General features: G+C 70.8%; 22 protein-coding genes. 14 read left to right on the forward strand and 8 right to left on the reverse strand.

The genetic code is table 11. The features are described 5' to 3' along the window. The first annotated feature begins 71 nt into the window (after nucleotides 1-71). Nucleotides 72-1,736: a DEAD/DEAH box helicase gene (locus tag IEZ13_RS00630; RefSeq protein ID WP_183215558.1), complete on the forward strand. Its 1,665-nt coding sequence runs from the start codon at nucleotides 72-74 to the stop codon at nucleotides 1,734-1,736. On the opposite strand, the gene IEZ13_RS00635 is transcribed toward IEZ13_RS00630, so the two are convergent. From IEZ13_RS00635 to IEZ13_RS00645, 4 genes are all read right to left on the reverse strand, one after another. Then, on the reverse strand, nucleotides 1,711-1,992 hold the full coding sequence (locus tag IEZ13_RS00635) for a YceI family protein (protein WP_229794445.1): 282 nt from the start codon (nucleotides 1,990-1,992) through the stop codon (nucleotides 1,711-1,713). The genes IEZ13_RS00630 and IEZ13_RS00635 overlap by 26 nt on opposite strands. Next, nucleotides 1,917-2,126 (reverse strand): hypothetical protein, encoded by a 210-nt coding sequence (locus IEZ13_RS46255; RefSeq protein WP_229794461.1) that lies wholly within the window; start codon nucleotides 2,124-2,126, stop codon nucleotides 1,917-1,919. The genes IEZ13_RS00635 and IEZ13_RS46255 overlap by 76 nt, the downstream gene beginning before the upstream one ends. A 372-nt stretch (nucleotides 2,127-2,498) precedes the next feature. Next, a complete protein-coding gene (locus IEZ13_RS00640; protein ID WP_183215560.1) occupies nucleotides 2,499-5,258 on the reverse strand; it encodes a helix-turn-helix transcriptional regulator in 2,760 nt (919 codons plus the stop codon). A 61-nt stretch (nucleotides 5,259-5,319) separates the two neighbouring features. Continuing rightward, on the reverse strand, nucleotides 5,320-5,970 hold the full coding sequence (locus tag IEZ13_RS00645; protein ID WP_183215562.1) for a hypothetical protein: 651 nt from the start codon (nucleotides 5,968-5,970) through the stop codon (nucleotides 5,320-5,322). 18 nt (nucleotides 5,971-5,988) lie between these two features. Here IEZ13_RS00645 and IEZ13_RS00650 point away from each other — a divergent pair, with 18 nt between their 5' ends. Continuing rightward, complete coding sequence (locus IEZ13_RS00650; protein ID WP_183215564.1) at nucleotides 5,989-6,162, forward strand: hypothetical protein; 174 nt, start codon at nucleotides 5,989-5,991, stop codon at nucleotides 6,160-6,162. Here the strand turns inward: IEZ13_RS00650 and IEZ13_RS00655 are convergent. Beyond that, nucleotides 6,159-7,208, reverse strand: a complete 1,050-nt coding sequence (locus IEZ13_RS00655; protein ID WP_183215565.1) for an App1 family protein — start codon at nucleotides 7,206-7,208, stop codon at nucleotides 6,159-6,161. The genes IEZ13_RS00650 and IEZ13_RS00655 overlap by 4 nt on opposite strands. A 97-nt stretch (nucleotides 7,209-7,305) precedes the next feature. Beyond that, nucleotides 7,306-8,010 (reverse strand): hypothetical protein, encoded by a 705-nt coding sequence (locus IEZ13_RS00660; RefSeq protein ID WP_183215567.1) that lies wholly within the window; start codon nucleotides 8,008-8,010, stop codon nucleotides 7,306-7,308. Between the two features lie 106 nt (nucleotides 8,011-8,116). On the opposite strand from IEZ13_RS00660, the gene IEZ13_RS00665 reads away from it, so the two are divergent. The 10 genes from IEZ13_RS00665 to IEZ13_RS00710 all read left to right on the forward strand — a co-directional run bounded on the left by IEZ13_RS00665 (nucleotide 8,117) and on the right by IEZ13_RS00710 (nucleotide 18,472). After that, nucleotides 8,117-8,980 carry an NAD-dependent protein deacetylase gene (locus IEZ13_RS00665; RefSeq protein ID WP_183215569.1) on the forward strand — a complete coding sequence of 288 codons (864 nt, stop codon included), beginning with the start codon at nucleotides 8,117-8,119 and terminating at the stop codon, nucleotides 8,978-8,980. 123 nt (nucleotides 8,981-9,103) lie between these two features. Continuing rightward, a complete protein-coding gene (locus IEZ13_RS00670; protein WP_183215571.1) occupies nucleotides 9,104-10,099 on the forward strand; it encodes a LacI family DNA-binding transcriptional regulator in 996 nt (331 codons plus the stop codon). Between the two features lie 170 nt (nucleotides 10,100-10,269). Next, nucleotides 10,270-11,955 carry an ABC transporter substrate-binding protein gene (locus IEZ13_RS00675; protein ID WP_183215573.1) on the forward strand — a complete coding sequence of 562 codons (1,686 nt, stop codon included), beginning with the start codon at nucleotides 10,270-10,272 and terminating at the stop codon, nucleotides 11,953-11,955. A gap of 69 nt (nucleotides 11,956-12,024) precedes the next feature. Further along, nucleotides 12,025-13,077: an ABC transporter ATP-binding protein gene (locus IEZ13_RS00680; RefSeq protein WP_183215575.1), complete on the forward strand. Its 1,053-nt coding sequence runs from the start codon at nucleotides 12,025-12,027 to the stop codon at nucleotides 13,075-13,077. After that, complete coding sequence (locus IEZ13_RS00685) at nucleotides 13,074-14,054, forward strand: ABC transporter permease (RefSeq protein ID WP_183215577.1); 981 nt, start codon at nucleotides 13,074-13,076, stop codon at nucleotides 14,052-14,054. The genes IEZ13_RS00680 and IEZ13_RS00685 overlap by 4 nt, the downstream gene beginning before the upstream one ends. Nucleotides 14,055-14,058: 4 nt before the next feature. Then, nucleotides 14,059-15,036, forward strand: a complete 978-nt coding sequence (locus IEZ13_RS00690; protein ID WP_183215579.1) for an ABC transporter permease — start codon at nucleotides 14,059-14,061, stop codon at nucleotides 15,034-15,036. A gap of 70 nt (nucleotides 15,037-15,106) precedes the next feature. Then, nucleotides 15,107-16,084 carry an ABC transporter ATP-binding protein gene (locus IEZ13_RS00695; protein WP_183215582.1) on the forward strand — a complete coding sequence of 326 codons (978 nt, stop codon included), beginning with the start codon at nucleotides 15,107-15,109 and terminating at the stop codon, nucleotides 16,082-16,084. Beyond that, nucleotides 16,084-17,400, forward strand: a complete 1,317-nt coding sequence (locus IEZ13_RS00700) for a GH1 family beta-glucosidase (RefSeq protein ID WP_183215584.1) — start codon at nucleotides 16,084-16,086, stop codon at nucleotides 17,398-17,400. The genes IEZ13_RS00695 and IEZ13_RS00700 overlap by 1 nt, the downstream gene beginning before the upstream one ends. After that, nucleotides 17,397-18,221, forward strand: a complete 825-nt coding sequence (locus IEZ13_RS00705; RefSeq protein ID WP_183215586.1) for a class I SAM-dependent methyltransferase — start codon at nucleotides 17,397-17,399, stop codon at nucleotides 18,219-18,221. Before IEZ13_RS00700 ends, IEZ13_RS00705 begins: the two co-directional genes overlap by 4 nt. 50 nt (nucleotides 18,222-18,271) lie before the next feature. Next, nucleotides 18,272-18,472 carry a hypothetical protein gene (locus tag IEZ13_RS00710; protein WP_183215588.1) on the forward strand — a complete coding sequence of 67 codons (201 nt, stop codon included), beginning with the start codon at nucleotides 18,272-18,274 and terminating at the stop codon, nucleotides 18,470-18,472. A 9-nt stretch (nucleotides 18,473-18,481) separates the two neighbouring features. Here the strand turns inward: IEZ13_RS00710 and IEZ13_RS00715 are convergent, their stop codons facing one another. Continuing rightward, nucleotides 18,482-18,847 (reverse strand): hypothetical protein, encoded by a 366-nt coding sequence (locus tag IEZ13_RS00715; RefSeq protein ID WP_221244910.1) that lies wholly within the window; start codon nucleotides 18,845-18,847, stop codon nucleotides 18,482-18,484. A 332-nt stretch (nucleotides 18,848-19,179) separates the two neighbouring features. Here IEZ13_RS00715 and IEZ13_RS00720 point away from each other — a divergent pair, with 332 nt between their 5' ends. Together IEZ13_RS00720 and IEZ13_RS00725 are read left to right on the forward strand one after the other, a co-directional pair. After that, entirely contained in the window at nucleotides 19,180-20,130 is a 951-nt protein-coding gene (locus IEZ13_RS00720) for an aldo/keto reductase (RefSeq protein WP_183215592.1), read from the forward strand. 923 nt (nucleotides 20,131-21,053) lie between these two features. Beyond that, the gene (locus IEZ13_RS00725) at nucleotides 21,054-21,518 is read left to right on the forward strand and encodes a nucleotide triphosphate diphosphatase NUDT15 (protein WP_183215595.1); all 465 of its coding nucleotides are present in this window, start codon (nucleotides 21,054-21,056) and stop codon (nucleotides 21,516-21,518) included. A gap of 684 nt (nucleotides 21,519-22,202) precedes the next feature. Here the strand turns inward: IEZ13_RS00725 and IEZ13_RS00730 are convergent. Next, nucleotides 22,203-24,722: a DNA gyrase/topoisomerase IV subunit A gene (locus tag IEZ13_RS00730; protein WP_183215597.1), complete on the reverse strand. Its 2,520-nt coding sequence runs from the start codon at nucleotides 24,720-24,722 to the stop codon at nucleotides 22,203-22,205. Between the last annotated feature and the right edge of the window lie 11 nt (nucleotides 24,723-24,733).

Genomic DNA, 24,733 nt, shown 5'->3' on the forward strand with positions numbered 1-24,733 from the left:
AGGTGCGAAGTGGTTGCGGACCGTGTCCGGGTAAAATGATCAGCAATCGACCACCCGGAGTTCCCATCTTCATGCAGACCTTCACCGAGCTCGGCGTGCCCGCCGTCCTCACCACGGCACTGGACCGGCTCGGGATCACCACCCCGTTCCCCATTCAGGCGGCCACCCTGCCCGACTCACTGGCCGGCCGCGACGTGCTGGGCCGAGGACGCACCGGTTCCGGCAAGACGTACGCGTTCGCCATCCCGGTGGTGGCCCGCCTCGCCGCGTCCAGGGCCCCGGCCCGGCCCGGCCGCCCGCGTGCGCTGATCCTTGCGCCCACCCGGGAGCTGGCCACCCAGATCGAGGCCACCGTGCGCCCGCTCGCCGACGCGGCCGGGTTGCGTACCCTCGTCGTCTTCGGCGGCGTCGGGCCGAACCCGCAGATCAAAGCCCTGAAAGCGGGCGTCGACGTGCTGGTGGCCTGCCCCGGCCGGCTCGACGACCACATCCGCGGCGGACACGCCTCACTGGAGGCCGTCGAGGTCACCGTCCTCGACGAGGCCGACCACATGGCCGACCTCGGCTTCCTGCCGGTGGTGCGGCGGCTCATGTCGCAGACCCCGTCCGGCGGCCAGCGGCTGCTCTTCTCGGCCACCCTCGACAACGGGGTGGACGTGCTGGTGCGGTCCTTCATGCACAAGCCGGTGACCCACCATGTCGACTCGGCCGCCCAGGCGCCCGTCGAGATGGACCACCACGTGCTGCACGTGCGCGACGACGACCGGTTCGGCGTACTCGTCGAGTTGCTGGCGGCGCCCGGCCGCTCGGTCGTCTTCACCCGGACCAAGCGGCGGGCCAAGGTGCTGACCCGGCAGCTCAACGCGGCCGGGGTGCCGGCCGTCGAACTGCACGGCAACCTGGCGCAGAACGCCCGCAACCGCAACCTGTCGGCGTTCTCCGACGGCACCGCGGGGACCCTGGTCGCCACCGACATCGCGGCCCGCGGCATCCACGTCGACGACGTGGCGCTGGTCATCCACGCCGACCCGCCGGTCGAGCACAAGGCCTACCTGCACCGCTCCGGCCGTACCGCCCGGGCCGGCGCCCGCGGCACGGTGATCACGCTGATGACCGACGAGCAGCAGGCCGACGTCCGTGACCTGGCCCGCAAGGCCGGTATCCGGCCGGTGACCACCCGGACCCGGCCGGGCGACGCCCTGCTCGCCGAACTCGCGCCGGGCGAGCGCACCTTCACCGCCCCGGTGACCACTCCGCCGGCGTCCCGTCCGGCCCCGTCCCGCCCGGCCTCCCCGGAGGCTCCGGCCGAGGGCACGGCGGGCCGCTCCCGTCGTCCCCGCCGCGGCCGCGGCGCCTCCCCCGAGTCCTCGGCGTCCGCGGCGCAGCCGTCCGCTCCGGCGACCACCGGCCGGCCCCGAACGGCGGCCCAGGAACCCACCGGCCGGCCCCGAACGGCCGGCCCGGCACGGGAACCCGGCGGGGAGAGCCAGGGCCGGGTGCAGAGCCCGGGCCGGCGGCGTGGTGCTCGCCGGGGGGCCGGATCCGGTCAGTCACCCGAATCCGGCCAGGCCCAGCGGGAGCCGTCGCGTGGCTCCGGCCAGGCTCAGCGCGGGTCGGGCCAGGCGCGTGGTTCCGCTTCCACACCCCGATCCGGTACGCCCCAGCAGCGCACCACCTCGGGCGGAGGCGCAGCCGCGTTCTCGACCCGTTTCAGCGACCGCCGTTCGGGCCGCTGACCCACAGGTCGAGCTCGACCCGGATGTGCCGGCCGATCAGCGGGCGGCCGGCGGTGACGCCGGCCGCGACCCGGTCGACCCGGCAGACGGCCGTGAGGCGGTAGCCGTCGCCGACCGGGACGGCCGGGTCCACGTCGAGGGTCACGTCGCAGCAGCCGCCGCGTACCGCCAGCACGCCGGTCATCCGCCAGCCCGCCGGGTCCGGGTGCAGGCCGGTGCTGCGGAAGCCGATCTCCGGATGGTTCGCGGTGTCCAGGAAACGGCGGCCGCCGCCGTCCCGGTCACCGGCCGCAGGCCGAACACGTGGGTGGCGGTGATCCGGCAGGACGAGCGGGCCGGGTCCAGGAGGTAGGTGCCGGGACGGATGCCGGTGAGCTGATTCGTCGTCATCGAAAACCTCCGTGGAAACCCCCGGCTTCAGCCGTGGGGAGGAAACGGATTCCCTGCGGAGCAGGACACGGAAAGCCGGTTCGCCGCCAAGGCGGATCCGGCGTCCCACCCGTGGGGCGCAAGTGAACAGATGTGCTAACGTTCGCCACGTCCGGCCGGTGAGAACCAAACCAGCTGGAATGAATGCGTGTTGTCGAAGTTTTGCCACGGCGGAGCGTGACCGTGCCAGTGCTGACGATGTAAGACATGCGGCTCGACTCCCTTCGGGGTGGTGGGTCGGATGCGGTCTGAGCTGGGAAATCCCCCGGATTTATCCGTGGGGATGACGTTAAGGGAACAGGCTGTCGCGGACCGGGCGCGGGCGCCTCAGTGTCAGTACTGAGTTCCGGCGCCGGGGCGCAGGCGTGCGGCGAGCTGGGTGCGGTTGGTGACGCCCAGCTTGGCCAGGGTGTTGCGGACGTGCGTCTCCACGGTCCGCTCGGAGATGTGCAGGCGGTCGGCGATCCGGCGGTTCGGTAGGCCCTCGGCGGCCAGGGTGGCGATCTCCCGTTCCCGGGCGGTCAACTCGTCACGGGTCAGTTCGGCCGCCTCGGCGACCAGGGCGGGCAGGGCCAGGCGGCGGGCGATGGCGAGAGCCTGACCGGCAAGGGTACGGGCGAGGCGCGGATCGGAATCGTGAACGCTCCGGGCGTACCCCACAAAAGATTGCGCGGCGAAAGGCGCGGCACCGCAGCGCTCCTCGCGGGTGATCGCGTCGGTGAAGTGCCGGGCCGCCGCCTCCCGGTCGCCGAGGGCGGCGGCCATCAGGCCGAGCGGGCGGGCGATCGCACCGTAGCAGGCGGTCATCGCGTTGAGGAACCGGTCCGCGCGGGGCAGCACCAGGGCGTACGCGGTGGCGGTGAGATCGGGGTCGCCGAGCCAGGCGGCCAGTTCCCCGGTGGTCAGCGCCACGAAGGTGTGCCGGCCGTCCCGGGGCAGGTCCGGCAGCATGGCGCGAAGGCGGCGGGCGCACTCGGTTCCGGCCGCCCGGTCGCCGGCCTGGATCGACAGGCGGGCGAGGTTCGCGGCGACGATCGGTTCGGCGCCGTAGTCGGCGATCGCACCGGGCAGATCGGCCGGCCACGGTGGTGGCTCGCCGGTGAACGGGGCCAGGCAGGTGAGGAAGGCCGAGTGCAGTTCCCGGGTGGGCTGCTCCTGGAACGTCCCGGCCAGAGTGAACGCCTCGTCCGCCGTCTCCCGGGCCGCCTTGACGCGGCCGCTGAGCAGCAGGCGGGCCGCGCGGGCCCGCAGCAGGTGCCAGCGGGCGACCGGCCAGCCGATCCGGTCCGCGAGAGTGGCCAGGCCGGTGATCTCCACGTCGTAGGCGGGCAGGTCCCCGAGGGTCAGCAGGGCGTCGAGCCGCCAGAGACGGCCCCAGAGCTCGGCGTCCACCCGGCCGGAGGCGGCGGCCAGGCGGCAGCTGCGCCCGGCCAGATCAAGAACCTCGCCGGTGTCGGCGAACGGGTCCAGCACCTCGTGGCGGGCGTGTACGGCGGCGGCCGTCGCGCGGGGGTCGCCGGTTCGCTCGGCCAGCGCCATCGCCTGGCGGCTGAAATCCTCGGCCCGGGCGTGGTTCCCGGTCTCCACCAGCAGAAACGCATAGTGGGCCAGCAGCTCGGCGCGGTCCGCCCGACCACCTTCAGCGCCGGGCACGGCCGGCGCCTGATCGGCTTCGGTGCCGGACAGGGTCAAGGCGCGTTCGCAGAGGCGGGTGAGGGCCGGGGCGACCTGGCCGCCGTAGCCGCGGACGACCAGGGCGGCCGCGGTGGCCAGGTCGGGGCGCTGTTCGGCCTCGGCCAGATCGAGTACGGCGGCGCAGTCCGCGACGGCGAGCGTGAGCAGGCCGTCGCGGCTGGCGGCGCGGGCCCGGTTCAGCCGCAGGTAGGGGTCGGCCGGGAAGAGGTCGAGGGCCTGTCCGAGCCAGGTGGCCGCGGCGTGATGGTCGAGCCGGCGGCCGGCCTCGCGGGCCGCCGCCTCGCAGGCGTCCCGGGCGGCCCGGCGGGAATCGTCGTCGACCGCGCAGCGGATCCGGTGCCGGGCCGTCTCGGCGGGGTCGGCGCCGGATCCGTGCAGGGTCTCGGCGATCCGGCGGTGTGCGGTGATCCGCTCGGTCCGGGACAGTTCGGCGTAGCGGGCCTCGCGGAGCAGTTCGTGGGTGAACCTGAGGCGGGCCGGCGTCAGCCGGTCCTCGGCCAGCACCCCGGCCTCGATCGCCTCGGCGAGAAGCGGCTCGATACCGGCGCCGGCCGGCGGTGAGGCGGCCGTGATGCGGGCGAGCAGGGGGACGTCGATCTCCGGGCCGAGGGCGGCGGCGAGGCCGAGGAGCTCGCGGCAGGCCGGGGTGAGGGTGGCGGTCCGGCGGCCGGCCAGGCGGAGCAGGCCGTCTGGCGGGTCGACGGCGGTGGCCGGACGGCGAAGGCGGCCGGTGAGCAGGCGGGCCAGTTCGCGGGTGTAGAGCGGGTTCCCGCCACCGAGCCGGTGCACCACCTGCGGCCAGGAGGGGTGTACCGGGCCGTCGGTGTGCTGGGTCAGGTAGTCGGTGACGGCCGCCTGGTTCCACGGCCCGAGAGCAAGGGTCTCGGCGCCGGGGAGATCGATGTCCAGCGTGCGGGCGGTGACGACGACCAGGATGGGGGCGTCGGCCACGTCCCGGGCCAGGGCGGCGAGCAGGGCGAGTGAGGCGGGATCGGCCCAGTGCAGGTCCTCCAGGACCAGGACCAGGCCGCCGTCGGCGGCGGCCGCCGCGGTCCGCAGGAGCTGGACGGTGGCGTGGATGGTTCGGAATCGCACGGTCGCCGGCGGCTCACCGGGGTCGCCGCCCGCCGCCGGCAGGGGGCCGGGGAGCACGGAGCCGTGGTCGAACAGGCGCGACCACGGCCAGAACGCGGGCGCCCCCTCGCCCGGGTCGGCGCGGCCGGTCAGCACGGTGGCCCCGGCGGCGGCCGCCCGCGCGGAGAACTCCTCGACGACCGCCGTCTTGCCGATGCCGGCCTCGCCGGTGATCAGCACGACGGCGCCCGAGCCGGTGGCGGCCGTCGCGCGCAGCCGGTCCAGGGCGACAACCTCGGTCACCCTGCCGACCAGGCGGCTCATCCGGTCACGCCGACGGTCGGGCGCTCGCTCATGCGGCTCATTCTCCGCCGGACGGGCCCGGTCAGGCCTCGGGCACGCGGACCGTGAGTTCCTCCCCGAGAGTGAATCCGGCGGCCAGCTCGAGTTCGTCGCCGCTCCAGAAGCGGCCCGGGTCGTACCAGTTGGCCTTGCGGCCGCGCGGCAGCAGGCCCATGTCCTCGTAGGTCACCGCGACCACCTCGGCGCAGTACGCCTTCTCCAGGGTGGCGTCGCTGACCTCGCCCTCCTTCCACGGCAGACGGATCTGCGGCACCCGGCCGCGGAGCCAGCGGAAGGCGAGCTGCGAGGTGGACGGGAACGGCGTGCCGTCCAGGCGAGCCACGGTCTTGAGCGCCTTGTCCTCCATCGCGCGGGTGACGCCCGGGTCGAGCTGCCGCAGCCAGCCGCGCTGACCGTACCGGCGGGCCCAGACGGTGACCGCGTCGCGCAGGTCGTGCAGCTGGACGCCGCGCTGGAAGCTGCCGGACCACATGTCCGGAAGGGATCTGCCCAGCTCGGCGTGCCACATCAGCGGCGGCATGTCGTCGATCACCAGGGACATGCCGACGTGGTTCACCGGGCTGTTGGTGAGGGTCTGGATGGCCCGGTCCGGGCCGGAACGACCCCGGAAGATCCAGATGTCACCGGTACGGGTCAGGTCGATGGCCTCGTCGAGGCTGAGTTCGGCAACCACGGTGTCTATTCTCGGCTCATGCGGTGGTGGAAGATAGCGGGACTGGCAGGGCTGGCGGGAGTCGCGGCGACCGGTGTGGTGATCGCCCGGGCGGAGCGCAGGCGCCGCGCCTACACTCCGGACGAGATCCGGGGCAAGCTGCACGCGCGCGTCGCCGAGGCGACCACCAGACCCGAGGTGGACAAGCCCTAGGAGATCAGGTCCGTGTCGCGCAGCAGCGACCACAGGCCGGCGCCGTCCGGCGCGGAGAACCAGGCCTTGCCGCCGGAGGGCACGACCTCGGCAGTCTCGGACGGGCCGGGGATGGCGCCGGCCAGCACGGCCTGAGTCGGGGAGAGCCGGCGGATCGCCACGGCGGCCACGTTGTCCGGGTGTTCCCGGGCGAATTCGGAGTAGATCTCCTGGTCGTGCTGCCCGTCGTCGCCGATGAGCAGCCACTTCACGTCCGGGAACTCGGCGGCGAGGCGGCGCAGCGACTTGCGCTTGTGCTCCTGGCCGCTGCGGAACCAGCGGTCCGGGGTGGGGCCCCAGTCGGTGAGCAGGATCGGGCCGGCCGGGTAGAGGTGGCGGCTGAGGAACCGGGTGAGGGTGGGCGCCACGTTCCACGCGCCGGTGGAGAGGTAGACCACCGGGGTGCCGGGGTGGGCGTTGACCATCCGCTCGTAGAGCACCGCCATGCCGGGGACCGCGGCGCGGGCGTGCTCGTCGAGGACGAACGTGTTCCACGCGGCGAGCAGCGGCCGGGGCAGGGTGGTCACCATGACCGTGTCGTCGATGTCGGAGATCACACCGAACTTGACCGTGGGGTCGATCACCCGGATCGGGGCGTCGATCGGGACGGTGCCCTCGGTGGAGAGTTTCGCGCTCCCCCAGCCCGGGTCGAGGTCGCCCTTGACCATGACGTCGAGGTAGCCGCTGCGGTCGGTGCGCGCCTCGGTGACGGTCCCCCCGACCTCGATGCGGACCAGGGCGTTGCTCACCGGGGTGGTGGTGAAGCTGCGCCAGCCGCGGATCTTCTCCCGCTTGCGGCGGACCCGTCCGGGGCGGCTGAGCAGCACACGGGCCATCACCCGGGCCCAGCCGGGAGCGCCGTAACCGGTGTACGCGGTGATGTACGGCTTCCAGCCGCGACCGCGCAGACGGCGCTCGACCATCTCGTGCACGGCGTCCTCGATCAGTGCCGCCCGGTGAATCCGGACCACAGGCGAGGAACCACCTGCGGGAGTAATCGTCACCATCGCCTCCTTGCCGCGTCTGTACCGCCGTCCCGCCCGGCCAGGTTACCGGGCGGTCGTCACCGTCCGCTGGGAACGGTGCGCGGCTCGGACGTGGACATCAGACGGCGGCGTGGAGTTCCGCCGGTGTCCATTGCTCGGTCCACCAGTGCTGTTCGGCGGTCTCGGCCGCGGGACCGGCCAGCCGGGCGGCGGCCGCGTCGGCACGCAGGGTGCGCAATGTCTCGGCGGCGGCCTCGGCCCCGCGCCAGGCGGCCCGCTCCCGCTCGACGGCTTTCCGGTACGCCTCGAGGCGGAACGCCCGGACCGCGTTGCGCAGGATCGGCTCCTGCTGGACCGGGTGCAGTCGCGGGTTCCAGCCGCGGTGCGCAAAGACGTCGGCGAGCTGGGCGATCGACAGTTGCCGGGAGCGGCACAGCTCGGTGGCGACGCGGTGCAGGTAGCGCTGGCGGTGGACGTTCTCCCCCGGCTTGCGGCGGCGGCTCATCAGCGGGAAGGCGGTGGCGGCGGCGATCCGGCGGGCCGCCTCGGAGGCCTCCTCGTACGCCTGCCAGGCCTCGTCGACGGTGGTCTGGGCGGCCAGCCACTCGGTGCGACGGCGCTGGGCGGTCTCGGCGGCCTCGGCGGCGGCCGCCTCCAGTTCGGCGGCGTACCGGTTGTCGTCGGCGACCGGTACGGCCGGGGCCCGCACGCCGCGGGGCAGCGCCGCCACGGCGACCGCGATGGCCAGGGCGAGCGGGATCAGCAGCCAGAACGCGGTGGCCTGCGGCACCGCTCCGAGAATGGTCTGTAGGACGGGTTCCATGGAGCACCTCCAAGTCAAATTACTCGCAGCCGAATCGGCGCGCACCGGCCGAAGTCGCCACGGCCACCCGTACGGGGTTCTCGATCCGTCACCCGTGCGAGGGACCATGTGTGTCATGGACCTACAGGTGGTGGAGCAGTTGGGGCGGCTGGACGCGCTCGTGGGCGAGGGCGGTGTGGTGGTGCTCAGCGGCGCCGGCCTGTCCACCGACTCGGGGATCCCGGATTACCGGGGTCCGTCCGGTTCGGCCCGCCGCTCCACCCCGATGACGTACCAGACGTTCACCGGCGATCCGGTGGCCCGGCGGCGCTACTGGGCGCGCAGCCATCTCGGCTGGCGGACGATCGGCGGCGCCCGCCCCAACGACGGCCACCGGGCGGTGGCCCGGCTCCAGGGGAGCGGCCTGGTCGACGGGGTGATCACGCAGAACGTGGACGGTCTGCACCAGGCGGCCGGCGCCCGGGACGTGATCGAGCTGCACGGCAACCTGGCCCGGATCGTCTGTCTGGACTGTGGTGCGCTCTCCGGCCGGGACGAGCTGGAGGAGCGGCTCACGGCGGCCAACCCGGGGTTCGCGGCGGTGGCGACCACGATCAACCCGGACGGGGACGTGGAGCTGGACGACGCCGAGGTGGCCGGGTTCGCGGTGGTGGACTGCCGGGCCTGCGGCGGGGTGTTGAAGCCGGATGTGGTCTATTTCGGCGAGACCGTCCCGGCGGACCGGGTGGCGGGCGCGTTCGGCCTTCTCCAGCAGGCCCGCACGCTGCTCATCCTGGGTTCGTCGCTGACCGTCATGTCGGGCCGCCGGTTCGTGCTGCGCGCGGTCCGGGACGGGATCCGGGTGGCGATCGTGAACCGGGGCGTCACCCGTGGGGAGCCCTATGCCGATCTGGTGATCGACGCCCCACTCGGGGTCATTCTCCCGAACCTGTCGATAAATGCGGATTCAACAGCGCGGTTACCGTCTTGAAATCGAAATAGGTCGCTCGGCACGTTGACGTGACCGCCCTCACTGGGGTTGACTGCCGGAACCGGTACCGAAACCGGTTCCGAAACGCAAAGGCAACACCACAGGCAACATCGAGGAGCGAGCGTGGCCATCACCATCGCCGACGTGGCGGCCCGGGCCAAGGTCAGCAAGACCACCGTGTCCCGGGTTCTCAACGGCAAGGGTGAGCTGGACGAGACCACCGCCGCGCGGGTCCGGGCGGTCATCGACGAGCTCGGCTACGTGCCCAGCGCCCGGGCCGTCAACCTGGCCCGCGGCCGCACCCGGGTGGTCGCCATGCTGGTCCCCTCGCTCACCTGGCCCTGGATGGGCGAGGTGGTGCAGGGCGCGGTCGACGTCCTCGAAGCCGAGGAGTACGGCCTGCTGCTCTTCACCTGCAACCGCGGTGAGGACTCGATGCGCCAGTTCGCCGCGCAGGTGGCGGCCAAGTCCTTCGACGGGCTGCTGGTCATCGAGCCGGAGGGCACCCTCGACTACATCGCCACGCTGCACTCCCGGGGTCTGCCGATGGTCCTGATCGACGATCGCGACCAGCAGGCGGGCCGGATCCCGAGCGTCGGCACGACCAACCACACGGGCGCCGGCGCGGCCGCCCGCCACCTCCTCGCGATCGGGCGCCACCAGCCGCTCATGATCACCGGCCCGTCCCAGTTCGGCTGCACCCAGCAACGCCGGGACGGGTTCGCCGCGGTCTACGCCGAGGCGGGCCACCCGGTGAGCGAGGAGCGGATCATGCTCGGCGACTTCACCTTCGACGTCGGCGCCGCGGCGATCCACCGGGCGATCGCGGCCGGTATCGACTTCGACGCCGTCTTCTGCCACAACGACATCTCCGCGGCCGGCGCCATGCAGGCGCTGCTGGAGTCCGGCCGCCGGATCCCGGAGGACGTCGCGGTCGTCGGCTTCGACGACATCCCGATGGCGGCGCACACGCAGCCGCCGCTGACCACGGTCCATCAGCCCATGCGGGAGATGGGCGAGGCGGCGGCCCGCGCGCTCCTCGCCCACTTCGAGGGCACTCCGCTGCCCAACCGGCCGACGATCATCCCGGCGACCTTCACGGTCCGCTCCTCCACCTGATCTCCGACACGTAACCCGTACCCACATAGGTCCTCGCACCGCCCGGCCGCCCCACGGCCGGCGATCGGTGGCACCCGGGGCCGGCCGACGGCCGGTCACGCGATGCCGCACGCCCTCGGGCACCCCTCTCACCCCTTTCACCGCGCTGATTTCCGCAAGGAGCGTTTTCGATGCAGAGAAGAAGGCTTTTCGCTCTCGCCCTGGCCGGTGTGCTCGCCGGTGGCGGACTGGCCGCCTGCGGCGACTCGCCGAACGACAACAAGAACGCCGCGAACGGCGGCAAGGTCGACTTCCTGTCGATCGGCATGCCCAACGGCACCGTCACCGAGAACAACAACCCGTTCATCGGGACCTCGGCCGGCGCCTCGCTCGGCTACCGCTGGATGATCTACGAGCCCCTCGGTCAGTGGAACAACACCCGGCCGTCCGAGCCGCTGACCCCGTGGCTGGCCAGCGAGATCAAGTGGTCCGCCGACTACAAGACCGTCGACCTGGTGATCCGGGACGGCGCCACCTGGTCCGACGGCAAGCCGCTGACCGCCGAGGACGTGGTGTTCACGCACACCATGATCAAGAGCAACGAGGCGCTCAACATCTTCGCCATTCCGTACGACTCGATCACCGCGGACGGCAACAAGGTCAAGATGACCTTCAAGACCTCGCAGTTCACCACGCACCACAAGGTCATCGGGCAGACCCCGATCGTCCCCAAGCACATCTGGGAGAAGATCGCGGACCCGGCCACCGACACCATCAAGGAGCCGGTCGGCAGTGGCCCGTACGTCCTGAAGTCGTTCTCCCAGCAGGCCACGATCCTTGCCGCCCGGGAGAGCGGTTACTGGGGTACCAAACCGGCTGTCAAGGAGCTGCGCTACACCTCCTTCGCCGACAACAACGCGCAGGCCACGGCTCTGTCGAGCGGCGCCTCGGAGTGGAGCTTCGTCTTCATCCCGAACTACCAGCAGACCTTCGTCGCCAAGGACCCGGAGCACTTCAAGGTCTGGGCACCGGGCGTGCTGGGCATCCACGGCCTCTACATCAACACCACCAAGAAGCCGTTCGACGACCCGAAGCTGCGGCAGGCCATGAACATGGTCATCAACCGCAACGACATCTTCGTGCAGGCCGAGGCCGGGTACTTCCACCCGGAGATCAAGAGCGTCACCGGCCTGCCGGAGGGCGCGGGTGACGCCTACATCGCCGACGAGTACAAGGGCAAGACGTTCTCGGTCGACGCGGCCGGCGCCAAGAAGCTGCTGGAGGAGTCGGGCTACAAGTTCGACGGCACCAAGCTGCTCGACAAGTCCGGCAAGCCGGTGACCATCAAGCTGACCGACCCGGGACCGTGGTCCGACTACCAGACCACGCTGGAGATCATCAAGAGCAACCTGGCCGAGATCGGCATCGAGGCCACCGTCGAGAAGCCGAACCAGAACATCTGGGACGCCAACGTGCAGAAGGGTGACTTCGACGCCACCCTGCGCTGGACCAACGGCGGCTCGACCCCGTTCGACATCTACCAGACGGTGATGGACGGCGACCTCTACAAGCCGCTCGGCACCGCCGCCCAGCAGGGCAACTTCGGCCGTTTCCAGAGCCCGGAGGCGACCGCCGCGCTCAAGGCGTACTCGAACGCCACCGATGAGGCGGCCCGCAAGACGGCGCTCGCGACGATCCAGAAGATCTTCGTGGAGCAGGCTCCGATGCTGCCGGTCGGCTCGGACAACGTCGGTGGCGCGTACAGCACCAAGAACTGGGTCGGCTGGCCGTCGGACGCCGACTCGTACGCCCCGCTCCAGCCCACCCAGGCCGGCGCGCTGACCGTCGTGCTCAAGCTGCAGCCCGCCAACTCCTGATCGCCCCTCTCGCGGGCGCCCCGGTCCGTTCCCGGGGCGCCCGCCCTCCCTGCAAGAAGGAACTCCGGCATGACGTCGATCCCGGACGCGAAGGCGCCGGCCGACGAGGTGGTGCTCGAGGCGATCGGCCTGACCAAGCACTTCCCCGTCCGCCGGCGACTGCGTGATCTCTTCTCCAACCGGCATGACGCGGTTCACGCCGTCGATGACGTGAACCTCACCCTCCGGCGCGGTCAGGTGGTGGCCCTGGTCGGCGAGTCCGGCTCGGGCAAGTCCACGGTGGCCCGCCTGCTCGCCCAGCTCTATCCCCGTACCGGTGGTGACATCCGGCTGCACGGCGCGTCGACCAGGGTCAAGGCGGGTGCGGCGTTCCGCCGCTACTGCGCCCGGGTTCAGATGATCTTCCAGGACCCGTTCGCGTCGCTGAACCCCGTGCACACCATCCGCTACCACCTGACCCGGTCGCTGAAGGTCCACGGCAACGCCGGGTCGACCGACGCCGAGCTGGAGCAGGCGCTGCACACCCTGCTCGAACGGGTCGCGCTCACCCCGCCGGAGCGGTACCTCGACAAGTTCCCGCACGAGCTGTCCGGTGGCCAGCGGCAGCGGGTCGCGATCGCCCGCGCGCTCGGCGCCGAACCGGAGGCCCTGCTCGCCGACGAGCCGGTGTCCATGCTGGACGTGTCGATCCGGCTCGGCATCCTGAACCTGCTGCGTGATCTCAAGGAGCGCCTCAACCTGGCGATCCTCTACATCACCCACGACATCGCGTCGGCCCGGTACTTCGCCGACCAGACGATGGTCATGTACGCGGGCCGGATGGTGGAGGGTGGCGACAGCGAGACGGTCACGCAGTCGCCGGCTCACCCGTACACCCGGCTCTTGATCGAAAGCGCCCCGGACCCGGACCGGCTCACCGGCGTCTCCGACGCCGCCTCTCCGAAGGACAACGGCGAGCCGCCGAGCCTGATCCGCCCGCCCAGCGGATGCCGCTTCCACCCGCGCTGCCCCTCCGCGATGCCGCGCTGCTCGACCGACCTGCCGGTGCCGTTGCAGATCGGTGACTCGCCCGGCCACTGGGCCGCCTGCTGGCTGTACGACACCGAAGAGGTGGCGAAGTGAAGTACTTCCTCCAGCGCGTCGCGTTCTACCTGTTCACCGCGTGGGCCGCGATCACGCTGAACTTCCTCATCCCCCGGATGATCCCCGGCGACCCGGTGCAGGCGCTGGTCACCAAGTACCAGGGCCAGCTCAGCTCCCAGGCCATCGACTCCCTGTACGTCCTGTTCGGCCTGAACAAGGACGCGAACCTGTGGGAGGAGTACGTCAGCTACTGGAAGCAGCTGCTCTCCGGCGATCTGGGCCTGTCGTTCACCTTCTTCCCCACGCCGGTCTCCGAGATCATCAGCAACAGCCTGCCCTGGACGCTGCTGCTGGTCGGCATCACCACGGTGATCAGCTTCCTGCTCGGCACCGGTCTCGGCGTGCTGGCCGGCTGGCGGCGCGGCTCGTGGACCGACGGCCTGCTGCCGGTCACCACGTTCCTGTCGTCGGTGCCCTACTTCTGGCTCGGCATCATCGCGATCTACCTGCTCACCGGCCCGGACAGCTTCTTCCCGTCGTCCGGCGGCTTCGACGCGGGCCTGGTGCCGGCCTTCGACCAGTACTTCATCCCGAGCGCCATCCAGCACAGCCTGCTGCCCGCGCTGACCATCCTGATCTCCTCGGTCAGCGGCTGGATCCTGAGCATGCGCAACATGATGGTCACCGTCTCGTCCGAGGACTACATCACCGTGGCGCACGCCAAGGGCCTGTCCGACCGGCGGGTCGCGATGAGCTACGCGGCACGCAACGCGCTGCTGCCCAACGTCTCCGGCTTCGCGCTGTCGCTCGGCTTCATCGTCGGCGGCACCCTGCTCGTGGAAATCGTCTTCTCGTACCCGGGCGTCGGTTTCCAGCTGTTCCAGGCGCTGGGCGCCTCGGACTACCCGCTCATGCAGGGCATCTTCCTGATCATCACCATCTCGGTGCTGGTGGCGAACCTTCTGGCGGACATCGCGTACCTGCTCCTCGACCCGCGCACCCGCAAGGAGGGCTGAGGCGATGACCGCTTCCGCTGTGACGATGGAGCAGGTGGCGCCGGTCGCGGTGCCCGCGAAACGGCAACGGTTCCGGTTCGTGGCCAACAAGAAGGCGGCCGTCGGGCTGTTCATCCTGGCGATCTACGGGATCCTCGCGGTCATCGGGCCGTGGATCACCCCGTACGACCCGGGCGCCCGTGGCGACGATCTGGTCCAGCCGCCGTCCGCCGAACACTGGATGGGCACCACCCACCTGGGCCAGGACGTGTTCAGCCAGTTGCTGGAAGGCACCCGCAGCGTCATGTTCGTCGGCTTCTTCGCCGGCATCGTGGCGACCGTGCTGTCGGTGATCATCGGCGTGACCGCCGGTTACGTCGGCGGCAAGACCGACGAGGTGCTCTCCGCGCTCTCCAACGTGTTCCTGGTGATCCCGGCGCTGCCGCTGATCATCATCATCACGTCCACCCTGAACAACGCCGAGGACTGGCTGATCGCCATGGTCATCGGCCTCACCTCGTGGTCCTGGAACGCCCGGGTGCTGCGGGCGCAGACGCTGTCGCTGCGACGGCGCGACTTCGTCGAGGCGGCCCGCGCGACCGGCGAGCGGACCTGGCGGGTGATCACCTTCGAGCTGCTGCCGAACCTGACCGCGGTGATCGCCTCCGGTTTCGTCGGCACGGTCATCTTCGCCGTCCTCTCCGAGATCACCCTGGCGTTCATCGGCGTCACCTCGGCCACCACGTGGAACTGGGGCACCATCCTGTTCTGGGCGCAGGGCCAGCAGGCGCTCGCGCAGAACGCCTGGTGGTGGTTCGTGCCGGCCGGTCTCGCCATCGCGATCCTGGGCACCTCCCTCGCGCTGGTCAACTTCGGCATCGACGAGTTCGTCAGCCCCCGGCTCCGCAGCGCCGGAAAAACCAAGATCAAGACCAACACCGGGCGTACGGTACGGATGCGCATCGGCTTCACCCCGGTCATCCGTAAGGAGCCCCTCCCGTGAGCGACCGAAGGGAGCTCACCATCGAGCTCAGTTTCATCCATGCCAGTCCGGAGCGAAGCGGAGGAATGGCATGAGCGAGCCGGTTATCGAGATCCGCAACCTCAACGTCGACTACGGCCTGGGCGACCAGGCGGTCCACGCGATCCGCGACGTCAGCCTCACCCTGCACCGCGGTGAGGTGCTCGGCCTGGCCGGCGAGAGTGGTTCGGGCAAGTCCACCCTCGCCTACGGGATGACCCGCCTGCTGCCGCCGCCCGGCGTGATCACCGGCGGCGAGGTGATCTACCACCCGGAGAAGGGCGACCCGTACGACGTCCTGAGCCTCACCGACCGGCAGTTGCAGGCGTTCCGCTGGGCCGAGACGGCGATCGTGTTCCAGGGCGCGATGAACTCGCTCAACCCGGTGCACAAGATCTCCACCCAGCTCACCGACGTGCTCCGGGCCCACGACCCGAAGATGAGCGAGAACAGCCGCAACGCCCGGGCCCGGGAGATGCTGAAACTGGTCGGCATCGCGCCGGACCGGATGGACGCCTACCCGCACCAGCTCTCCGGCGGCATGCGGCAGCGCGTCATGATCGGCATGGCGCTGATCCTCCAGCCGCAGGTGGTGATCATGGACGAGCCGACCACAGCGCTCGACGTGGTGATGCAGCGGCAGATCCTCGGCCAGCTCGTCGAGCTGCGCGAACGGCTCGGCTTCTCGGTCATCTTCATCACCCACGACCTGTCGCTGCTGGTCGAGTTCTCCAACCGGATCGCGATCATGTACGGCGGACGGATCGTCGAGGAGGCGCCGGCCGCCGCGATCTACCGGGACGCGCTTCACCCGTACTCCTCAGGTCTGTTGGGGTCCTTCCCGGCCCTGCGCGGCCCGCGCCGTGAGCTGACCGGCATCCCCGGCTCCCCGCCCGATCTGAAGGGCATGCCGAGCGGGTGCTCGTTCCACCCGCGGTGCCCGAAGGCGTTCGAGCCGTGCTCCTCGAAGGTCCCGGTGCTCACCCCGCACGGGGACCGCTCGGTGGCGTGCTGGCTGGTGGAGAGCTGATGGCGTTCACCTGGGGCGTGGCCACCTCGGCCTATCAGATCGAGGGCGCGGCCGCCGAGGACGGGCGCACACCGTCCATCTGGGACACGTTCGCTCGCGAGGTGGTCGGGGAGACCGGGGACGTGGCGTGCGACCACTACCACCGGATGCCGGCCGACGTGCAGCTGATCAAGAGCCTGGGGGTGAACGCCTACCGGTTCTCCACCTCGTGGACCCGGGTCCAGCCGAACGGCCGCGGTCCGGCCAACCCTGCCGGCCTGGCCTTCTACGACCGGCTGGTGGACGAGCTGCTGGGCAACGGGATCGAGCCGTGGCTGACGCTCTACCACTGGGACCTGCCGCAGGAACTGGAGGACGCGGGCGGCTGGACCAACCGGGACACCGCCTACCGGCTCGCCGACTACTCCGAGCTGGTCCTCTCCCGCTTGGGCGATCGTGTCCAGAACTGGTCGACGGTCAACGAGCCGTGGTGTGTGGCCTACCTCGGCTACGCATACGGTGTCTTCGCACCCGGCCGGCGGGACTTCGGCGCGGCCGTCGCGGCCACCCACCATCTGCTGCTGGCGCACGGCCTACAGGCCTCGATGCTCAAGAAGGCGGGCAAGACGGTCAGCATCCCGCTGAACATCGGCACGGCCACGCCCGCCTCGGACGATCCGGTCGACATCGCGGCGGCCTGGCGGGCCGACGGCAACGTGGCCCGGATCTTCCTGGACCCGCTGCGCCACGGCCGCTACCCGGCCGACGTGGTGGCGGACCTCGCGGCCCGCGGCTACGAATTGCCGGTCCAGGATGGCGACATGGAGATCATCTCGACGCCGATCGACCTGCTCGGGGTCAACTTCTACTTCGGGCAGGACTTCGCCGGGCGTGACCTCGACGGCAACACCGTCGACGCCTCGGGTCACCCGGTGGTGCGGGAGATCAAGCCGGACGTGCCGCAGACCGACCTGGGCTGGCCGATCACCCCGGACCGGTTCACCACCCTGCTGCTGCGGCTGCACCGCGACTACGGATATCCGCTCGTGGTCACCGAGAACGGCGCGGTCTACGAGGACCACCCGGACGGCGACGGGTTCGTCGAGGACACCGAGCGGACCGCGTACCTCACGGCCCACGTCGACGCGGTCGCCGCGGCCCGCGCCCAGGGCGCCGACGTGCGCGGCTATTTCGCCTGGTCGCTGATGGACAACTTCGAGTGGGCCGAGGGCTACGCGAAACGGTTCGGCCTGGTGCACGTCGATTACGAGACCCAGACGCGTACGCCTAAACGAAGTGCGCTCTGGTTCCGTGATCGCATAGCGTCCGGAATATGACCGACTATCTCTCGATCAACCGGGCCAATTGGGACGACCGTGCGGCCGCCCATGCGAGTTCACCCGATTACCGCGTCGCCAGGTTCGCCGAGGATCCGGCGCACCTGAGCGACGTGGTGCGGTTCGACAGACAACGCCTCGGCGACGTGGCCGGGCTGCGGGGCGTGCATCTCCAGTGCCACATCGGCACCGACACCGTCTCGCTGTCCCGGCTCGGCGCCGACATGACCGGCCTCGACTTCTCCGGCGCCTCGCTGTCCGAGGCGCGCGCCGTCGCCCTCTCCGCAGGCGCGAAGATCAACTTCATTCAGAGCGAGGTGTACGCCGCACGCGATGCCCTGGACGGGGAGTTCGACCTGGTCTACACCGGAATCGGGGCGCTGTGCTGGCTGCCCTCCGTCGAACGTTGGGCACAGACCGTGGCGTCGCTGCTGGCGCCGGGCGGCCGGCTGTTCATCCGCGAAGGGCACCCGGTGCTGTGGGCGCTCGACTACGACCGGACCGACCAGGTGATCGCCCTGTCCGAGCCGTACTTCGAGCAGGAGCAGCCGCAGATCTACGACGAGCCGGGGACCTACGTGGCCACCGACCACGAATTCACCCACAGCGTCACCCACGAGTGGAACCACGGCATCGGCGAGATCGTCACCGCGGTCCTCGATGCCGGGCTCGTCCTCACCGGGCTCGAGGAACACCAGAGCGTGCCGTGGGAAGCGCTGCCGGGGCGGATGCGCCAGCTCGACGACGGTGAGTGGCAGCTCACCGAAAAGCCTTTCCGATTGCCGCACACGTACACGTTGCAGGCCCGCAAGCCCGTTTAATGATCGCCTCCAACGGGGTATCCGCTGCTCATCCCCGTTTGGAGGCTCTCATGCGCATCGGTGCTGTTCTCATCGTCATCTGGCTCGTGCTCGGCGTGATCGCCGCCTACGAGCGCGGCTACTTCTCCGACAGCGAAGACGCCAGCTGCGCGGAGGCCGGCACGGTCATCGTCACCACGCTCGCCGGCCCGCTGAACTGGATGGGCGTCAACCCGAAAGTGAACTGCGACGTCCCCGAACCGAGCAAGTAGCCGCCCTCCTCACCTCAGGAAACCCCGCTCGTCGACGTGCCGGGTGGGCTCGCCGAAGAACAGCTCCGGATCGGCCGGGCCCACCGCCAGATTGAGGGTGTCCTGCCGGTACTCCCACCGACCACCCTCGATCACCGGCCACGACATCCGGTAGTTCACCTGCCAGCGCAGCCACTGCCCCGGGCCCAGCCACACGCCCGGCGGCCGGCGATCCCGGCCCGGGGCGCCGTGCCGGGCGAGCAGCAACTCGACCCGCACGCCCTTGTCCGCCCGCACCAGGCGCAGACCCGACCGGCCCGCGCCCGGCTCCCGCTCCGGCGCCACCACGTCGATCGACTCGACCGGCACGAAGTCATTACGCTCCGTTATGGACACCTCGTGCACGACACCGGACCGGCGACCCGGCAGACGGAATCCCACGGGCACCGCGTTACGCCGCGCCGCACCCGGGCCACCCCGCGATCGTTTGGTCCACTCGGTGCTCACCCACTGCGCCACGACGTCCACCGTTCCCCCTTCCCGCCACGATGTCCGCACCGCTCCGGCATCGATATCTTCGCTGCTCCGGCAACGTGAGAGCACGCATTATTCACCTGCTGGACAATCGCCCGTCGACGGCACGCCGAAGAGAATCCATCACTTGATCTGGAGCGCGCTCCAGGTTCTACGGTCGATACCGGCAAGCCCGCCACGAGGGGAGAACAGTGATGGAACTGCGTGACTTCGGCCGCCTGGGACAGATCAGCGCGCTGACTCTGGGTGGTGGCGGCATCGCCGGTGTGTGGGGCGGAACCGACCGCGGCGAGGCCGTCGCAACCGTCCACGCGGCACTCGACGCCGGCATCACCATGCTCGACCTGGCCCCCAGCTACGGCGCCGACTTCGAATCCGAGCGCGCGGTCGCCGAAGCCCTCCGCCTACGGCCCGCCCCCGACGTCATGATCACCAGCAAGGTGCAGCTGCCCGACGGCGCCTCCGCCGCTCGCATCCGCGGCAGCCTCCAGGCCAGCCTCACCCGGCTGAACCGCGACCACCTGGACGTGCTCCTGCTGCACACCCAGTTCCGCCGTACCGGAACCACCCTGCACGAGACGATCTCCCCCGAGGAGTACCGCGACGAGATCGTCCCCACCTTCGAGGCGCTCCGCGACGAGGGCCTGATCCGAGGCTGGGGCATCACCGCGGTGGGCGACCCCGCCCCCATCATCGAGGCGTTCCACCACACGCCGCGCCCCGACACCGCCCAGATCGTCGTGAACCCCCTGAACCAGAACGGCGACCTGTGGATCCACGGCGACACGGTCCGCCCCGACAACGCCGCCCTGATCTCGGCCGCCACCGCGGCCGGCGTGGCGGTGACCGCCATTCGCGTCGTCGCGGCCGGCTCCCTGACCAGCTCCCTGGACCGCGAGGTCCCGCCCACCCATCCGGCCGCCGTCGACTTCGCCCGGGCCGAGCCCTACCGCAAGCTGGCCGCCGAACTCGGCGAGACCCCGGCCGCCCTGGCCCACCGCTACGCCCTCACGGTCCCCGGAGTCTCCACCGTGGTCCTGGGCGTCAAGAACCGCACCGAACTGACCGAATGCCTCACCGCCGAAGCCCGGGGCCCCCTTTCCCCCGAAGCCCTAACAGCCCTAACCCCCCTCACCACCCCTTGACCCCTCACCACCCCCTGACCCCTCACCACCCCCTGACCCCTCACCACCCCCTGACCCCTCACCACCCCCGACCCTTCACCACCTCTGCCCTCTCGCCATCTCCGACCCCTCACCACCGCTCGACCCCACCCCTCCATTCCCACACTCACCACCACACCGCCCCAAACGCGACCTTGGACGTTCCCCCACCACCGCAGGTGGCCAACCCCCCAAGATCACGGCAGACAAGCCAGCGACCCCCACAAAGCCCCACCACCCAGGCGCGACCTTGGACGTTCTCCCACCGCCGGTGGCGGTAAACCGTCCAAGATCGCGCCCGGGCGGACGGGAGGCACTTCCACCCGAACCCCTCACCCGTACCCCTCCCTCGCCCGCGCCCGCCCGCCTCGCGCACCCTCGCCGTCCACGCCCGTGCGCCCTCACCCACCCCCGCGCACCCCCGCCCGCCCGCGCCGCCCACGCCCGTGCACCCTCACCCACACCGCGCACCCCGCCCGTGCGCCCTCACCCACACCGCACACCCCCGCCCGCCCGCGCCGCCCACGCCCGTGCACCCTCGCGCACCCCCGCGCACCCTCGCCCGCCCTCGCGCGCCCTCGCCCGCCCTCGCTCCACGAACACCAACGCCGCCAAGCGCGATCTTGGACGCTTTCCCACCCACTCAGGTGGTCGATTTCCCAAGATCGCGCTTGGCGGGTTGGCGCTTCTCGCGAAGCCACCCCATCGCCCCGGGATCTTGGACGTTTTGCCACTGCGGGAGGTGGCGATACGTCCAAGATCGTGGGGCGGTGAGGTGGTGATGCCCCCGGTGATGTTGGACGCTGAGGGTGCGGGCGGCCGATGCCGTCGCCGGCTTCTCTCGTCGATGTGGGTGACGCGGCTCGTGTGTGTTCGCGTCCTACCCGGACGGCAGAATGGGCGGCATGCCTGATCAGCTTTCCGAACTGGTTGAGTCGCCCGGCGCCCGACCGGCAGTCGGTGTCGGCATGGTCCTTCTGCGGCCGGATGGCGCCGTGCTTCTGGGACGCCGGATCAAGCGGGGCGAGACGCCGACCTGGTGCCTACCCGGCGGCCATCTGGAACATGGCGAGTCCTTCGAGCATGCGGCCGAGCGGGAGACCCTCGAAGAAGCCGGTCTCACCGTCGCCCACCCACGAGCCTTCGGAGTCGCGCTCAACGTTGTCGAGGGCGGACTCGCCGCCGGCGTGGCAGCCGACTTCACCACGGGCGAGCCCCACCCGCTGGAACCCCACGTCTTCGAACGCTGGGAGTGGCACTCTTCGGCCCGCTTGCCGCAGCCGCTCTTCCCCGCCACCGCGGCCCTGCTCTCCCTGTGGTCGGAAACGCCACCCCCACCCGGCTGGCGAACACACCGCTTCGCCAACTGACCGCCCCCCCCACCGAGCCGGCCGGCAACCCGCCCGTGCAATCCGGGTGAACATCAAGCCCAGCCGGAATGAGTCCCGGGCTTGCCAACCCGGCCGCCCCGGCGACGCCCGGTCTCGGCGGCCCTCGCCTCAAGACAACGAGGTGGAGCGTCCGGACGGTGACCACCGATCTAACTCGAAAGTAGACCTACTTCCTCCCGATTAGGGCCGCTTCGCGCAGCGGAGCGGCAGGGACTCAGCCCGCCGGCCGCGCCGCAGGCGCAACCACCCACCCACCTCGCGCGGCTCGGCGGACCGGCGTAGCCCTACGGAACGCTCCCGCCCGTACCGCTGAAGGGTTTGCGGAAAAGCCCAGCCAGACAAGGTTCGGGGGCGGGGGTGGCCAACGAAAGGTATCAAGCCTGACGGCCTTCGTCGGCCACCCCCGCCCCCGAACCGTCCCAGCCGGAAGCAGAAGTCGGCGCCCGACCCGGCGGTCTCAACCGAAAGCAAGTCCCGGAGGTCCCAACCGAAAGCACAACCCGACGGACCCAGCCGAAAGCAAAGCCCGACAAACCAAACCGAAAGGGAGACCCGAGGGTCCCAACCGAAAGCGAGAATCGGCCCCGCCCCGAACCGTCCTGGCCGGAAGCGGGAAGTCGCTCCCGAAGCGGCGCACCGGACGGTTCGGAGGGGAGAGACCGATCAGTCGCGCTCGATCAGGTGGCCGATGATCTGCGGGCCCATCATGACCGCGACCCCGGACCCGTCCCGGCGCGCGTCCGGTTCGGGGAGTTCCACCGGATCGCCGGTGTTGCTGGCGCCGACCGGCCGCGGACCCACCCAGGCGACCGAGAGCCGCGACTCGCCCTTGAGGAAGCGCTGCACCCGCACGCCACCGGTGGCCCGGCCCTTGGCCGGGTAGGAGGCGAACGGCGACACCTTCACCTGGGTGCCCGTGGACGTGACGACCATCGGCGCGCCGTGGGTGTCGTCCGTCGTGGACACCGCGTTGAAGGAGATCACCTCGGCGTCGGCGGCGACGTTGACGCCCGCCATGCCGCCGCCCTTGAGGCCCTGTGGCCGGACCAGTTTGGCCGGGAAGCGCAGCAGGTTCGCGTCGGAGGTGACGAAGACGAGCGCCTCGCCCCCGTCGGTGAGCCAGGTGGCCTGGAGGACTTCGTCGCCCTCCTTGAGGGTGATCACCTCGAACTCGTCGGACCGCACCGGCCACTCCGGGGCGCACACCTTGACGATGCCCATTCTCGTGCCCATGGCGATGCCCGGCGAGCCCTCGGCCGCGAGCGGCGCGAGACCGACCACCCGTTCGCCCTGGTGCAGGGGGACGACTTCGGACGCGGACATGCCGCCGCGCAACGAGACCGTCCCCGATTGCTCGGGCAGGACGGGCAGCGGCAGCACGTCGGTCTTGAACGCCCGCCCCCGGTTGGTGATCAGCAGAACGCGCCCGCGGGCCGTCGAATGGATGACGGCGCGGACCGCGTCGTGTTTGACCCGGCCGCTGCGGCTGTGGGCCTCGGTGGACTCCTCGCTCTCCGCCGCGGTCCGGGCGATGAGCCCGGAGGCGGAGAGGATGACCTGGCAGGGGTCGTCGGCGACCTCGAGCGGGCCGGCCGGCACCGAGGCGGCGAGGACCTCCTTGAGGTCACCGTCGATGAGGGTGGTGCGCCGGGCCGCGCCGAACTCCTTGGCGACGGCGGCCAGCTCGTCGGAGACGACCTTCTTCAGCACGGTCTCGTCGTCGAGGATGCGGCTGAGCTCGGCGATCTCGTTGCGCAGCCGGTCCTGTTCGGCTTCCAGCTCGATCCGGTCGAACCGGGTGAGCCGCCGCAGCGGGGTGTCGAGGATGTAGGTGGCCTGGATGTCGGAGAGCCCGAACTCGCTCATCAGACCAGTCTTGGCGGCGGCCGCGTCGTCGCTGGCCCGGATGAGCGCGACGACCCGGTCGATGTCGATGAGCGCGATGAGCAGACCGTCGACGAGGTGCAGCCGGTCCTCGCGCTTGGTGCGCCGGAACAGGGTGCGGCGGGTCACCACGTCGTAGCGGTGCTGGACGAAGACCTCGAGAAGGGCCTTCAACCCGAGCGTACGAGGTTGCCCGTCGACGAGGACCAGGTTGTTGATGCCGAACGAACTCTCCAGCGGGGTGAGCCGGTAGAGGTCGGCGAGCAAGGCCTGCGGGTTGACGCCGACCTTGCACTCGATGACCAGGCGGGTGCCGTGCTCGCGGTCGGTGAGGTCCTTGACGTCGGCGATGCCGGTGAGCCGGGCGGCCTGACGCTGGCCACGCCGCGGGCCGGAGGTGATGACCTTGCCCTTCACCTCGTCGGTGATCGCCTCGATGATCTTCTCGGCACCGACGCCGTAGGGCAGTTCGGTGACGGTGATGGCCTGCCGGCCCCGGCCGCCCTCGAGCGGACCGGTCTCGGCGCGGGCCCGCAGGCGCACGACGCCACGGCCGGTCTCGTACGCCCGGCGCACCTCGTCGAGGCCGAGCAGCTGGCCACCGGTCGGCAGGTCGGGGCCGGGAACGTAGCGCATCAGCTCGTCGAGGCCGGCCCCGGGTTTGCGGATCAGGAGCCGGGCGGCGGCCACCACCTCGCCGAGGTTGTGCGGGATCATGTTGGTCGCCATCCCGACGGCGATCCCGGACGTGCCGTTGACCAGCAGGTTCGGGAAGGCGGCCGGGAGCACCTTGGGCTCCTGCTCGGAGCCGTCGTAGGTGGGCTTGAAGTCGACGGTGCCCTCGCCGAGCTCGCCGACCAGCAGCATGGCCTCGCGGGACATGCGTGCTTCGGTGTACCGCGCGGCGGCCGGGCCGTCGTCGGGTGAGCCGAAGTTGCCGTGGCCGTCGATGAGCGGCGTGTTGAGTGAGAAGTCCTGGGCGAGGCGGACCAGGGCGTCGTAGATCGCCACGTCGCCGTGCGGGTGGTACTTACCCATGACGTCGCCGACCACGCGGGCCGATTTCACATACGGCCGGTCGGGACGCTGGCCCTGCTCGGACATGGACCAGAGGATCCGCCGGTGGACCGGTTTGAGGCCGTCCCGCGCGTCGGGCAGCGCCCGGGAGTGGATGACCGAGTACGCGTACTCCAGGTAGGAGTCCTCCACCTCGGTGACCAGCGGGTTGTCGATGATCCGGGCGCCGGCCTGGTCGAACGCTGACAGGTCGACGCGCTTGTCGGTTTTGCGGCGTGCCATTGGTAGCGGAC

The sequence above is a fragment of the Actinoplanes campanulatus genome (assembly GCF_014647795.1).
In the GTDB taxonomy this organism is placed as follows: Bacteria; Actinomycetota; Actinomycetes; order Mycobacteriales; family Micromonosporaceae; genus Actinoplanes; species Actinoplanes campanulatus.

Coding starts and splice junctions, on each gene's coding strand:
- IEZ13_RS00630 (WP_183215558.1), top strand. CDS start 72: ATGCAGACCTTCACCGAGCTCGGCGTGCCCGCCGTCCTCACCACGGCA.
- IEZ13_RS46255 (WP_229794461.1), bottom strand. CDS start 2,126: ATGACGACGAATCAGCTCACCGGCATCCGTCCCGGCACCTACCTCCTG.
- IEZ13_RS00640 (WP_183215560.1), bottom strand. CDS start 5,258: ATGAGCCGCCTGGTCGGCAGGGTGACCGAGGTTGTCGCCCTGGACCGG.
- IEZ13_RS00650 (WP_183215564.1), top strand. CDS start 5,989: ATGCGGTGGTGGAAGATAGCGGGACTGGCAGGGCTGGCGGGAGTCGCG.
- IEZ13_RS00655 (WP_183215565.1), bottom strand. CDS start 7,208: ATGGTGACGATTACTCCCGCAGGTGGTTCCTCGCCTGTGGTCCGGATT.
- IEZ13_RS00660 (WP_183215567.1), bottom strand. CDS start 8,010: ATGGAACCCGTCCTACAGACCATTCTCGGAGCGGTGCCGCAGGCCACC.
- IEZ13_RS00665 (WP_183215569.1), top strand. CDS start 8,117: ATGTGTGTCATGGACCTACAGGTGGTGGAGCAGTTGGGGCGGCTGGAC.
- IEZ13_RS00675 (WP_183215573.1), top strand. CDS start 10,270: ATGCAGAGAAGAAGGCTTTTCGCTCTCGCCCTGGCCGGTGTGCTCGCC.
- IEZ13_RS00680 (WP_183215575.1), top strand. CDS start 12,025: ATGACGTCGATCCCGGACGCGAAGGCGCCGGCCGACGAGGTGGTGCTC.
- IEZ13_RS00690 (WP_183215579.1), top strand. CDS start 14,059: ATGACCGCTTCCGCTGTGACGATGGAGCAGGTGGCGCCGGTCGCGGTG.
- IEZ13_RS00695 (WP_183215582.1), top strand. CDS start 15,107: ATGAGCGAGCCGGTTATCGAGATCCGCAACCTCAACGTCGACTACGGC.
- IEZ13_RS00700 (WP_183215584.1), top strand. CDS start 16,084: ATGGCGTTCACCTGGGGCGTGGCCACCTCGGCCTATCAGATCGAGGGC.
- IEZ13_RS00705 (WP_183215586.1), top strand. CDS start 17,397: ATGACCGACTATCTCTCGATCAACCGGGCCAATTGGGACGACCGTGCG.
- IEZ13_RS00710 (WP_183215588.1), top strand. CDS start 18,272: ATGCGCATCGGTGCTGTTCTCATCGTCATCTGGCTCGTGCTCGGCGTG.
- IEZ13_RS00720 (WP_183215592.1), top strand. CDS start 19,180: ATGGAACTGCGTGACTTCGGCCGCCTGGGACAGATCAGCGCGCTGACT.
- IEZ13_RS00725 (WP_183215595.1), top strand. CDS start 21,054: ATGCCTGATCAGCTTTCCGAACTGGTTGAGTCGCCCGGCGCCCGACCG.
- IEZ13_RS00730 (WP_183215597.1), bottom strand. CDS start 24,722: ATGGCACGCCGCAAAACCGACAAGCGCGTCGACCTGTCAGCGTTCGAC.